This is a genomic window from Streptomyces sp. HPF1205 (genome assembly GCF_020400825.1).
GTDB lineage: Bacteria > Actinomycetota > Actinomycetes > Streptomycetales > Streptomycetaceae > Actinacidiphila.
The window spans coordinates 24869-37322 of record NZ_JAINVH010000016.1; the positions used below are offsets into that span (position 1 = coordinate 24869).

Consider the following 12454-nt stretch of genomic DNA (forward strand, 5'->3'; position numbering starts at 1 on the left):
TGCGTGATCATCCCATGGATCCGGTGACCTCAGCGCTCATCCCCGGTGCCCAGTCCCTCGTCACGGCGATGCTCACCGACGGCTGGGCCCAGGTGCGCGACGCCCTCGTACGCCGCTGGAGTCGGCAGACCGGCGAGGCGCCCGCGGACGTCGAACGCCGCCTGGACACCGCCCACCAGCAGGCCGAAGGACTGGGCGAGGACGAGGCCGTCCAGCGCGCGTACTGGGCCGGCTACCTCGCCGCCGTCCTCGCGGAGCGCCCGGCCCTGCTCGACGTCGTACGCCACCTGCCCGCCCCACCCGACCGGCCCGACGTCCACAACACCAACAGCGGGACCGTCACGACCCTCGTGCAGGCGCGCGACATTCAGGGCGGCATCACCTTCGGGCCGCGCTGACGGGTACGCCGGGTACGCCGGGCGGGCCGGGCGGGTGCCCGCGGTCCCGGCGCAGGTGGCTTTCTTCCTCGGCGTGTACGCGGCGGTGGCGGCCCGGCTCGCCCCGTACCTGCCCTTCGGCACAGTGGTGTTCGCGGCGTTCGTGCCTCTGGCGGCGGGGCTCTACCTGCCCACCACCACGGCCTGGACGGCCGCCGAGCGCTGGTACCTGTACCGGGAGCCGGCGCGCGCGGGGACCGGGGCGGCCGCGACGGCGTGAGCCATGGGCCGCCGCGGGTCCCGGTGACGGCGCTCGCGGCGGCCTGTTCGGCGGCAGTGGTACCGCGTTCGGCGGTTTGGGCACGGCCTTCGGGCGGATGGCGTTACGTTCGGTGGTGGTCGGTTGCGCCTGGGGGTGGCCGTGGTCGGTGTGGAGCTGGTCGTCGAGCAGCTTTTCGCGTGGATGTCGCGCAGGGCCGGTGGTACCGCCGGACGGCCGGACCAGGGGCCCGATGGTGTGCTGGACGCCGCGGTGGAGCGGCTGCACGAACTGGTCCTCCGGCGGCTGGCGGGTGACACCGCGCTGGTCCGGTTGCGGGAGGAGGCCGCGGCACGTGGGGAGTTGACCCGGCGCACCCGGCTGCGCGTCGAGTTGGCCCTGGAGGACGCCGTCGAGCGGGACGGGGTGTTCGCCCGGGCGCTGAGGGCCGCGGAGGACAGGGTTCTCGCGGTGGCGGGGCAGGGCGGGACGCCGGCCGCGGGCGCCCGCGCCGTCCAGGTCGGTGACGTGGCCGGCAACGTCAGCGTCGGGGACGCACAGCCGATGGTGGACCGTCTGAGCGCCCAAGCAGCGGGCAACGAGGCGGAGTCACGGGACGGCTATCCCGTGCTGGTCTACCTCGCGAGCGGCCACCACGAGGAATTCCTGCGTGCGGTGCTGGACGAGGACCCGGGCGCGCGGCTGGCGTACCGTACCGGCTCGACGGAGACGGCCGAGAGCGCCGTGATCCTGGCAGCACCCTGGGCGGAACGCCGGGTCGAGCGCCTTCGGCGTACGCTGCGTGCCGCCGGTGCGCCAGACGACGCCGAAATCCGCCAGACCAGGGCGAGCCACCGGCCCTATCTGCTGCAGGGAACGCTTGTCCAGGGCCCGGACCGGCAGCTGTTCGAAATCAGCGAGGTACCCTCCATCACCCGTGTGGGTGACGTGGCCGACGGGGTGCTGGAGCAGTACGGCCGCGGAGCGCCGCACGGCCGGCCTCCTCGCGTGGTGACCGACCGTCAACGCGCCGACGGAAGCGTCGAACGCCTGGACCCGGAAGCGACCCTGCACGACACAGGTGTCCGTGACGGCGAGACGCTGCGTGTCACGCCGGAGGCCACGGCGGGCGGCGGAAGCTTCGTTTTCCGCCACGACACGTTCCGCGCGGCCATCCGCACTGCTGGGCAGCCGTTCGCGCATCCGTACACGTTCGACGACCGCGAGGACCGCGAGGACCGCGACGACCGCGAGGACGACGGGGACTACGAGGACGGCGGCGGCGAGTGGAGCGCCGTGGCGGCCTTGCTGGCCATGACGGGGAAACCGGATCTCCCGTCCGCGGCCGAGACGGTCGTGACGGGGCTGACCCGTCTGTTCCTCGCGCTCGGGCCGCCGCCCGAGGCCGCGGCCCACGACCTCGCCCCGGTCACCGGAGGCAGCGGCGGCATGGGCGGAGGCCGGCGATGACCGACGGCGACTCCCGCGCGCTGGACGTGCAGGGCGGTGCCCATGGCCGGAGCGTCGACCGGCAACCGAGTGCGCTGGACCTGGCGACCCAGTGGGCGTCCCTTCCGCCGGAGCACCTGCGGATCGCGCTCAAGGCTCTCGAACCCCAACTGGCGCGCGAGCACGAACTGCGCCTGGAGCAGGAACGCGCCGCGGAACGGATGAACGTCGCACTCGCCGAGAACGCCGCGCGCGAGGGCGCCGACCGCCGGGCGCACATCCGCTACCTGTCCGGGCTCTGGGCGGGGCTGGTGATCTCCCTGTTCATGCTGACCGGCGCGGTCGTCGTCGGAACGGCGGGGCAGCCCTGGCTGGCCGCGGCACTGTCCGGCCCCAGCATGCTGGCGCTGGCCCGCATCTTCGTCCTGCGGCGGTCCGACCCCGAGGACCTGCGCGAGGCGGGCCGAGTCGCCACGGGCGGCACGACCCCGGACACGCCGCCGGGCCCCGCCCCGGACCCCGGCCCCCGTCCGTCACCGGACCCGGCGGCGTAACCCGACACCTGGCGCGGCGGAACGGGCAGATCGGGCCGCGCCCGACGGGCAGTTCGCGCCGCGCCGGTGACAGCCGATGGGCGGACGCCGCGAAGAACGGTCGTGCCGCTGTCGCATCTGTCCCGACCCGTTCGGAGACGGAAGCGCGGGCCGGAATCTGAACGGTAACACTTTGGTGACGCGCTCCCGATCGGTTCAGGCATCGTGCCCAGCTCGCCTGGGGAGCACCCTTGACACCATCAAGGTGACCGGTAACACTCTCGGCCTACGGAGCTGTCATCAGTGGGAAACCCGCTGGTTACACCGGCTCCGCAGAATCCGCGACCGCGTGCGGCGCGCACAGGCATCTCCCCGAGGAGAGACATGAAGTCCAGAAAACTTGCCGTCGCGGTCACGGTCGTCGCTCTCGCGGCGCCACTGGCCGCGTGCGGGTCGGCGACGAAGACCGTCGACAAGGCGAACGCCGGCACCGGTTCGACCGCCGGCGCGCTGGTCGGGGTCACCATGCCGACCAAGTCCTCCGAGCGGTGGATCCACGACGGCGACAACGTCAAGGCAGGGCTGGAGAAGCTCGGCTACAAGGTCGACCTGGAGTACGCGAACAACGACATCCCCACCCAGGCGAACCAGATCGAGACCCAGATCACCAAGGGCGCGAAGGTCCTGATCATCGCCTCCATCGATGGCACCGCGCTGAGCAACCAGCTTCAAGAGGCCCACGACAAGGGCATCAAGGTCATCTCCTACGACCGGCTGCTGATGAAGTCGCCCAACGTCGACTACTACGCCAGCTTCGACAACTACAAGGTCGGCGTTCAGCAGGCGACCTCGCTGCTGGTCGGCCTCGGGATCAAGAAGGAGGACGGCACCGATGTCTCCCCGGCTCCGGCCGGGCCGTTCAACATCGAGCTGTTCGCGGGGTCGCCCGACGACAACAACGCCCCGTACTTCTTCCGCGGCGCCATGGACACCCTGAAGCCCTACCTCGCCAGCGGCAAGCTGGTCGTCAAGAGCGGCGAGACGAACTTCAACACCGTCGCGACCATGCGCTGGGACCCGGCCACCGCCCAGAAGCGGATGGAAGACATCGTGACCAAGGCGTACACCGGCGCCAAGATCGCCGGCGTGCTCTCACCGTACGACGGGATCTCGATCGGCATCCTGTCCGCGCTCAAGTCGGCCGGGTACGGCACCGCGAACCAGCCCTACCCGATCGTGACCGGGCAGGACGCCGAGGTCGCCTCGGTGAAGTCGATCATCGCCGGTGAGCAGTACGCGACCGTCTGGAAGGACACCCGCAAGCTCGCCGCCCTGGCCGTGACCATGGCCGACCAGGTCCTCAAGGGCAAGCCGGTCACCACGAACAGCACGGACTACAACAACGGCGCCAAGGTCGTCCCGACCGAGGTGCTGCCCTTCTCCACCGTCTACAAGGACAACTACAAGTCGGTCCTGGTCGACAGCGGCTACTACACCGCCGCGCAGCTCCAGTAGCTCCCCGAAAGGTGCCCCGGGCGCAGGAGCAGCCCACCGCTGCTCCGCCCGGGCCACCACGCGGCCTACCTATCCGGTGTGAGTAGCACGAGAAGGAACCTGAGATGGCAGCACCGGCGGACGACGTCATCCTGCGGATGAGCGGGATCACCAAGACCTTCCCCGGGGTCAAGGCCCTGGAGGATGTGCACCTGGAGGTGCGGCGTGGCGAGATCCACGCCATCTGCGGGGAGAACGGCGCGGGCAAGTCAACGCTGATGAAGGTGCTGTCCGGCGTGTATCCGCACGGCACCTACGACGGCGAGATCGAGTTCGACGGCGAGCCGGGCCGGTTCTCGGACATCCGCAGCAGCGAACAGCGCGGCATCGTCATCATCCACCAGGAGCTGGCGCTGTCCCCGCACCTGTCGATCGCGGAGAACATCTTTCTCGGCAACGAGCGCGTGCGCCGCGGCCTGATCGACTGGCACCGCACCAACGCCGAGGCCGCGGAGCTGCTTGAGCGGGTCGGCCTGCGGGAGAATCCGACCACCGCGGTGAAGGACCTCGGCGTCGGCAAGCAGCAGTTGGTCGAGATCGCGAAGGCGCTGGCGAAGCGGGTCAGGTTGCTGATCCTCGACGAGCCGACCGCGGCGCTCAACGACGACGACTCCGAGCATCTGCTCGATCTGCTGCGCGAGCTGCGTGGCCAGGGCCTCAGCGCGGTGATCATCTCGCACAAGCTGAACGAGATCGAGGCGATCGCCGACTCGACCACGATCCTGCGCGACGGCCGCACGATCGAGACGCTCGACATGAGGCAGGACCTGGTCACCCAGGACCGGATCATCACCGGCATGGTGGGGCGCGACCTGGAGCACCGCTTCCCCGACCACGAACCGAACATCGGCGACGAAGTCCTGCGGATCGAGGACTGGACCGTCTACTCGCCGACCCAGCGCGGCCGCAAGGTCGTCGACGGGGCCTGCATCACCCTGCGACGAGGCGAGATCGTCGGCCTGGCCGGGCTGATGGGCGCCGGCCGGACCGAGCTGGCGATGAGTGTGTTCGGCCGCAGTTACGGCACCGGCATCTCCGGCCGAATCGTCAAGGACGGCAAAGAGATCCGCCTGCGCAGCGTCGACGAGGCGATCAAGCACGGATTGGGCTATGCCACCGAGGACCGCAAGCGGTACGGGCTGAACCTGATCGACGACATCAAGCGCAATGTCTCGGCCGCGGCCCTCGGGAAGCTGGCCAAACGCGGACTCGTCGACGCGCAGGAGGAGTTCAGCGTCGCCGACCGGTACCGCGCCGAATTGAGCATCAAGGCGCCCGCCGTCACCGCGGTCACCGGCAAGCTCTCCGGCGGCAACCAGCAGAAGGTCGTGCTGTCGAAGTGGATGTTCACCGACCCCGACGTTCTGATCCTCGACGAGCCGACCCGCGGCATCGACGTGGGCGCGAAGTTCGATATCTACACGATCGTCAACCGGCTCGCCGACGAGGGCAAGGCAGTGCTCGTCATCTCCTCCGAGCTACCCGAGCTGCTCGGGATCTGCGACCGCGTCTACGCGATGTCCGCCGGCCGGATCACCGGCGAGTTGTCGCGTGCCGAGGCCACCCCCGAGAAGCTCATGCGGTTCATGACCCAGGAAAAGGAGCGTTAACCCCACATGAGCAGTGTCGCGTCCCCCAGCGGACAGGCTCCGCCCGACACAGGGCTCAGGGCCCCCCTCCCCGTCGGCCCTCGCCGGTTCGAACTCAACCTGCGCTCCAGCGGCATCTACATCGCCTTCGCCCTGATCGTCGTACTCTTCGACATCCTGACCAACGGCATCCTGCTGACGCCGGAGAACATCTCCAACCTGATCGTCCAGAACTCCTACATCCTGATCCTGGCGATCGGGATGATCCTGGTGATCATCGCCGGGCACATCGACCTGTCGGCCGGATCGGTGGTCGCCGTGACCGGCGCCGTTTCGGCGGTGCTGATGGTGAACCACCATGTGCCCTGGCCGCTGGCCGTGCTCCTCACGATCGTCGTCGGGGCCCTGATCGGGGCGTGGCAGGGCTACTGGGTCGCGTACTTCGGGATCCCGGCGTTCATCGTGACGCTGGCCGGCATGCTCGTCTTCCGGGCGCTGACGATGACGGTTCTCGGCAACCAGGGCATCGGGCCGTTCCCGGACGGCGTCCGGACGATGTCCACCGGCTTCATCGGCACACTGTTCGGCAACGTGGGCCTGGGGCCGCTCGGCGGCGCGGACCTGTTCACCCTGCTGGTCGGGGTCATCGCCGTGATCGCCGCGATAGGCGTCCAGTGGCGCGCCCGGCAGGCCCGGATCAGCTACAAGCAGAGCGTCGAACCGATTGCGTCGTTCGCGGGGAAGATGGCGCTCATGGCCTTCGTGGTCCTCGGCGTCGTGGTCCAGTTGGCCCGGTTCAAGAACCTGCCCTGGGTGCTCGTCCTCCTCACGGTGCTGGTCCTCGGCTACAGCCTGATGGCAGGCCGGACCGTCTTCGGCCGGCACATCTACGCGATCGGCGGCAGTGCCCAGGCCGCGGTGCTGTCCGGCGTCAAGGTCAAGAGGGTGACCTTCTGGATCTTCGTCAACATGGGCGTTCTGGCCGCCATCGCGGGCGTCGTCTTCGCCGGCCGGCTCAACCAGGCCGGGCCCACAGCGGGCGGTAACTTCGAACTCGACGCGATCGCCGCGGCGTTCATCGGCGGGGCCGCGGTCCAGGGCGGGGTCGGCAAGGTGATCGGCGCGATCACCGGCGGGCTGATCATGGGCGTCATCAACAACGGCATGTCACTGCTCGGCGCCCCGAGCGAACGCGTCATGCTGGTCAAGGGCCTCATCCTGCTGGCCGCCGTCGCCTTCGACGTATGGGCCAAGCGGCGCGCCGGCACCGCCAACTAGAATTCGCGGGACAACGCGGCGAGGAGACGGGGAGGCCATGGCAGCGGAACGGACCGCGGGGCAAACCCGTCCCACGCGCGTGCCCGGGACGCGGCCGGGGCTGCGGGACGTGGCTCGGCTGGCAGGAGTCTCGCATCAGACGGTGTCACGGGTGTTCAAGCCGGATTCCAAGGTCAGCCCGCAGACCCGGGCGAAGGTTCTGGCCGCCGCGGCGCAGCTGGAGTTCACGCCCAACGCCTTCGCCCGGGCACTGGCCACGGGGTCGTCACGGACTTTGGGGGTGGTCAGTTTAGACACCTCGCTGTTGGGACCGGCGGCGATGATCAGCGCGATCGAGCGCAGCGCGCGAGCGGCCGAGTACTTCACATCCGTGGTAAGCCTGCAGTCGGCGAGCCAGAACTCGATCGCCGATGCCGCCGACCGGCTTCGGGGCCAAGGCGTGGACGGGGTCATCCTGATTCCCGGCCACGTCCCGGCCGACCGCGTGGTCAAGCATCTGCCGGGCAACATGCCGATCGTCGCGCTGGGGCATGCCGACACCGTGCCCGCCGTCATGGTCGACCAGTACAACGGGCCGCTGGCGGCCGTCCGTTATCTCCTCGACCTCGGCCACCGTACGGTGCACCACGTTCCGGGACCCGCCGACTGGCTGGACGCGCGCGAGCGGGCCCGAGGCTGGCGCGACGCACTGAGCACGGCCGGAGTTCCGATCCCGGAGCCGACGGCGGGTGGCTGGAGCGCCGCGTCAGGCCATGAGCGGGGCCGGGTACTCGCGGCCGATCCGGACGTGACAGCCGTGTTCGCCGCCAACGACCAGATCGCCCTCGGCGTGCTGTGGGCAATGCACGAGGCCGGACGGCGGGTGCCCGACGACGTCAGCGTCATCGGGTTCGACGACATCCCCGAGGCGGCGTTCCTCACGCCACCCCTGACGACACTGCGGCAGGACTTCGCCGCGCTCGGCCGGCGGAGCGTGAACCTGATGCTGGAACAGATCGACAACTCCGCCGGACGTGTGACGGCCCAGGCCGTGATCCCTACGGAGTTGGTCGTGCGTCGGAGCACCGGGCGGCCGGCCCGATAGTTCCCGGCGGCGGTGGCCGGCCCAGGGGACACGGGGCGGCCACCCTCACGGACGGTCTCGCCAAGCTGCTTCGGCTGCGCCGCGCCGGCAGGGCCGCGCCAGGACTCGGATGATGTGACCCTCACCGTCGCGCTTCCGGGCGACGTGCCGGCCGACCCGGCGCGAGCATGGGGAAAGGATCGAAACGATCATGCCGACCTCGCATCGGGTGCTCCCCCGCGGGGAAGCACCCGAAGGTGCCGACGCTGTTGGTGCCCCCAACGGGATTCGAACCCGTGCTACCGCCTTGAAAGGGCGGCGTCCTGGGCCACTAGACGATGAGGGCTGAATGGCCCGCCGTGGGCGCTTGTCTGCGCACGTCGGGGACGCGAGAAGCATATGGGATCGGCCGGGGGATCGCCAAAACGGTTTCCCGGACGACGGGCGGGGCGCGGGTCACAATGGGCCTGTGCTGGAGATGAGCCGCGAGGAGTTCGAGGAGCTGGTCGGCGAGGCGCTGGACCGGATCCCGGCCGAGCTGACCCGCCTGATGGACAACGTCGCCGTGTTCGTCGAGGACGAGCCGCCCGCCGGGGAGCCGCAGCTCCTGGGCCTGTACGAGGGGACGCCGCTGACCGAGCGCGGTGAGTGGTACGCGGGCGTGCTGCCCGACCGGATCACCATCTACCGCGGCCCCACCCTGCGGATGTGCGACTCCCGCGAGGAGGTCGTCGAGGAGACCGAGGTCACCGTCGTCCACGAGATCGCCCACCACTTCGGCATCGACGACGCGCGGCTGCACTCCTTGGGTTACGGCTGAGCCTGCCGCGGGGCGTGTCCTGCCGGACGCCGCCGCGTTGGACAGGACATGACCGCGAACACCGACGACCGTGCCGGAGCCGCCCGAGCCGCCGGAGCCACCGGAAGTGCCCGAGCCGCCGCAGGTGCCCGCGGTCCGGGAACCCCCGCGCCCGCCCGTGGCGCCGGCGCCGGGTCGGCCGCCCGTACCGCCCGTACCGCGGGAACCCCCGCGCCCGCCCGTGGCGCCGGCGCCGGGCCGGCCGCCCGTACCGTTCCCGTGGGCCGGGTCGTCGCCGGGGTGCGTGCCGCCGTGCTCGTGACGCTGCTGGCGGCCGGTGCCGCGTCATGCGTCAGTACGGGGGGCGTGCCCGATCAGAAGGCGCCCGGCGGCCGGGTGCCGGCCGGCGCGGGCCAGGTCGCGGCCCAGCCTCGCGGGGCCGGTCAGGGCGGCGGCGCGCCCCGGGGCGGCCGCAGCCGCGGCGGCGTGTCCCCGTCACCGACGGGCTCCGGGCCGGCCTCGTCCGCCCCCGCCTCCCCCTCCGCCCCCACCCCCGGCCGGAAGGCGCCCGGTGGCCGCGCGGTGCCGCCCCCGCCCGGCGCCCCGAGCGCGTCCGGGCCCGGCGGACGCCCCTCGCCGACGGTCCAGCCGCCGGCCTCGTCCGCCCCCTCCGAGGCCCCCACGACGGCCCCGCCGACCGATCCGCCCACCGTCAGCCCCACCCCCGACCCCGGCGGATCCGCGTCCCCGTCAGCGGCGGCGGCGCATAATGCCAGGTCGGAGCGGTGATTTGGGAATGCGGCGGGGTGTGCGTATGCTGGTAGATCGTTTGATCCCACGTCCTGTTTTTCCCACTTGCCTGGCGCCGATCCGATACGCGCCGCGTGGCGCGTTCCGTGACTCCTGTGGCTGACCGCATCGAGGCGGTTGTAAGCAACCTGCGGAGCTGGCGCGTGCCGTAAGACTCCGAGAGGTTTGTTTTCGCATGTCCGTTGACAGTGTCGACCGTTCCGTCCTGCCCGGGAACCCGGAGAACCTGGAGAACCCCGGGAACCCGGGGAACCCCGAGAACGCCGACGCGGCCCCCGACGCCGCCACCGCCACCACCACCGGATTCGAGGCGCCCGCCGCCGGATCCGGGACACCCGCCGCCGGCGAGGTCACCTTCGCCGACCTCGGCCTGCCCGAGGAGATCGTCCGCAAGCTCACGCACAACGGCGTGGTGACCCCCTTCCCGATCCAGGCCGCCACCATTCCGGACGCCCTGAGCGGCCGGGACATCCTCGGCCGCGGCCGTACCGGCTCCGGCAAGACGCTCTCCTTCGGCCTGCCGCTGCTGACCCTGCTGGCCGGCGGCCACACGCAGAAGAAGCACCCCCGCGGCGTCATCCTCACCCCGACCCGCGAGCTGGCCATGCAGGTCGCCGACGCCCTCCAGCCGTACGGCGACGTCCTCGGCCTGAGGATGAAGGTCGTCTGCGGCGGCACCTCCATGCAGAACCAGATCTACGCCCTGGAGCGCGGCGTGGACATCCTGGTCGCCACCCCCGGCCGGCTGCGCGACCTGATCAACCGCGGCGCCGCCGTCCTGGACAACGTACAGATCGCCGTCCTGGACGAGGCCGACCAGATGGCCGACATGGGCTTCCTGCCCGAGGTCACCGAGATCCTCGACCTCATCCCGGCCGGCGGCCAGCGGCTGCTGTTCTCCGCGACGCTGGAGAACGAGATCGACACCCTGGTCAAGCGCTACCTGGTCGACCCGGTCACGCACGAGGTGGACGCCGCCCAGGGCGCGGTGACCACCATGACCCACCACATCCTGATCGTGAAGCCCAAGGACAAGGCGCCGGTGACCGCCGCGATCGCCGCGCGCAAGGGCCGTACGATCATCTTCGTCCGTACCCAGATGGGTGCCGACCGGGTCGCCGAGCAGCTCCAGGAGACCGGCGTGCGCGCCGACGCGCTGCACGGCGGCATGACCCAGGGCGCCCGTACCCGCACCCTGGAGGACTTCAAGGCCGGGCACGTGAGCGTGCTGGTCGCCACCGACGTCGCCGCCCGCGGCATCCACGTCGACGGCATCGACCTGGTCCTCAACGTCGACCCGGCCGGCGACCACAAGGACTACCTGCACCGCAGCGGCCGCACCGCCCGCGCGGGCAAGTCAGGCACGGTCGTCTCGCTCGCGCTGCCGCACCAGCGCCGGCAGATCTTCCGGCTGATGGAGGACGCGGGCGTGGACGCCTCGCGCCACATCATCGGCGGCGCCGGCGTCTTCGACGAGGACGTGGCGCGGATCACCGGCGCCCGTTCCCTCACCGACGTCCAGGCCGACGCCGCCGAGAACGCGGCGGCCCAGGCCGAACGCGACGTCGCCGACCTCGCCCGCCAGCTCGAACGCCTCCAGCGCCGCGCCGCCGAACTGCGCGAGGAGGCCGACCGCCTGACCGCCCGCTCGGCCCGCGAACGCGGCGAGGACCCGGACGAGGCGATCGCGGCGAAGGCGGCCGAGGCTGCCGCTGCCGCTGCCGCGGCGGCCGAGGAGAAGCCCTTCGTACCGGAGCCGCGCGAGGAGCGTGCCGCCGCACCGCAGCGCCGCGACGACCGCTCCTTCGGCCGCGACGACCGCCGTGACGACCGTCGCGACTCGCGGCCGTCGTACGGTGACCGGGACCGCCGCCCGTCCTACGGCGACCGGGACAGGGACCGCGACCGGGACCGTCGCGACTCGCGGCCGTCGTACGGTGACCGGGACCGCCGCCCGTCCTACGGCGACCGTGACCGGGACCGTGACCGCCGCGACGCCCGTCCGTCGTACAACCGCGACGACCGCCGCGACTCGCGCCCCTCGTACGGTGACCGCGACTCGCGCCCCTCGTACGGTGACCGCGACTCGCGGCCGTCGTACGGTGACCGCGACTCGCGGCCGTCGTACGGTGACCGGGACCGCCGCCCCGTCTACGGCGACCGGGACCGGCGGGACACCCGTCCGTCGTACGGCCGCGACGACCGCCACCGGGACGACCGTCCCTTCAACCGCGACCGCCGTGACTCGCGGCCCTCGTACGGTGACCGGGACCGCCGCCCGTCCTTCGCCGACCGGGACCGCGGCGACCGCGCGACCTCCTTCGAGCGCAAGCCCCGCTGGAAGCGCAACGGCTGACCCGGCCACCGCCTCCCGACCCGAACGCTCTCCGCCCCCGCGGCCCGCGGCCCCCCGCGGCCCTCGGGGGCGCCCCCTTCCCGACCCGACCGCGGCCACCGGGGATATGGTCCCTACCCGGACCCGATCCCCGGCTATGCTGCGGTGTGCGGGCCGTTAGCTCAATTGGCAGAGCAGTGGACTTTTAATCCATTGGTTGTGGGTTCGAGTCCCACACGGCCTACCTGATGGGTCAGCAGGGACACCCGCGCTGACCTGGGCCGCCGCCCCCTTCTCGCTTGCCGAGGAGGGGGCGGCGGCCGTTCGGGCGGGCTTCGGTGAGCCCGGTGTGAGCCCGGCGGTTCCGCCGACCACCTTCCGGGCCGCCCTCGGCACGAGCCGCGCGGC

At 71.5% G+C, this 12454-nt stretch carries 10 protein-coding genes and 2 tRNA genes; 11 read left to right on the plus strand and 1 reads right to left on the minus strand.

Annotated elements, in window-relative coordinates; genetic code table 11:
- The first annotated feature begins 23 nt into the window (after positions 1 to 23).
- From K7G61_RS19590 to K7G61_RS19625, 8 genes are all read left to right on the plus strand, one after another.
- Positions 24 to 398: a hypothetical protein gene (locus K7G61_RS19590; protein WP_225848193.1), complete on the plus strand. Its 375-nt coding sequence runs from the start codon at positions 24 to 26 to the stop codon at positions 396 to 398.
- Between the two features lie 55 nt (positions 399 to 453).
- Positions 454 to 657, plus strand: a complete 204-nt coding sequence (locus tag K7G61_RS19595) for a hypothetical protein (protein WP_225848194.1) — start codon at positions 454 to 456, stop codon at positions 655 to 657.
- A gap of 123 nt (positions 658 to 780) precedes the next feature.
- A complete protein-coding gene (locus tag K7G61_RS19600; RefSeq protein ID WP_225848195.1) occupies positions 781 to 2106 on the plus strand; it encodes an EsaB/YukD family protein in 1326 nt (441 codons plus the stop codon).
- The gene (locus tag K7G61_RS19605; protein WP_225848196.1) at positions 2103 to 2639 is read left to right on the plus strand and encodes a hypothetical protein; all 537 of its coding nucleotides are present in this window, start codon (positions 2103 to 2105) and stop codon (positions 2637 to 2639) included. The genes K7G61_RS19600 and K7G61_RS19605 overlap by 4 nt, the downstream gene beginning before the upstream one ends.
- A gap of 363 nt (positions 2640 to 3002) precedes the next feature.
- A complete protein-coding gene (chvE, locus tag K7G61_RS19610; RefSeq protein WP_225848197.1) occupies positions 3003 to 4133 on the plus strand; it encodes a multiple monosaccharide ABC transporter substrate-binding protein in 1131 nt (376 codons plus the stop codon).
- 104 nt (positions 4134 to 4237) lie between these two features.
- Complete coding sequence (gene mmsA, locus K7G61_RS19615; RefSeq protein WP_225848198.1) at positions 4238 to 5782, plus strand: multiple monosaccharide ABC transporter ATP-binding protein; 1545 nt, start codon at positions 4238 to 4240, stop codon at positions 5780 to 5782.
- A 6-nt stretch (positions 5783 to 5788) separates the two neighbouring features.
- Positions 5789 to 7039, plus strand: coding sequence for a multiple monosaccharide ABC transporter permease (gene mmsB / locus K7G61_RS19620; RefSeq protein WP_225848199.1), 1251 nt, complete (start codon positions 5789 to 5791; stop codon positions 7037 to 7039).
- 37 nt (positions 7040 to 7076) lie between these two features.
- Entirely contained in the window at positions 7077 to 8123 is a 1047-nt protein-coding gene (locus tag K7G61_RS19625) for a LacI family DNA-binding transcriptional regulator (RefSeq protein ID WP_225848200.1), read from the plus strand.
- 249 nt (positions 8124 to 8372) lie between these two features.
- On the opposite strand, the gene K7G61_RS19630 is transcribed toward K7G61_RS19625, so the two are convergent.
- Positions 8373 to 8448 (minus strand) — tRNA-Glu (locus K7G61_RS19630).
- A 123-nt stretch (positions 8449 to 8571) separates the two neighbouring features.
- On the opposite strand from K7G61_RS19630, the gene K7G61_RS19635 reads away from it, so the two are divergent.
- The 3 genes from K7G61_RS19635 to K7G61_RS19645 all read left to right on the plus strand — a co-directional run bounded on the left by K7G61_RS19635 (position 8572) and on the right by K7G61_RS19645 (position 12290).
- Positions 8572 to 8922 carry a metallopeptidase family protein gene (locus tag K7G61_RS19635; protein ID WP_225848201.1) on the plus strand — a complete coding sequence of 117 codons (351 nt, stop codon included), beginning with the start codon at positions 8572 to 8574 and terminating at the stop codon, positions 8920 to 8922.
- Positions 8923 to 9886: 964 nt separating this feature from the next.
- Positions 9887 to 12067 (plus strand): DEAD/DEAH box helicase, encoded by a 2181-nt coding sequence (locus tag K7G61_RS19640; RefSeq protein WP_225848202.1) that lies wholly within the window; start codon positions 9887 to 9889, stop codon positions 12065 to 12067.
- A gap of 150 nt (positions 12068 to 12217) precedes the next feature.
- Positions 12218 to 12290: transfer RNA gene (locus tag K7G61_RS19645), tRNA-Lys, on the plus strand.
- Positions 12291 to 12454: the final 164 nt, after the last annotated feature.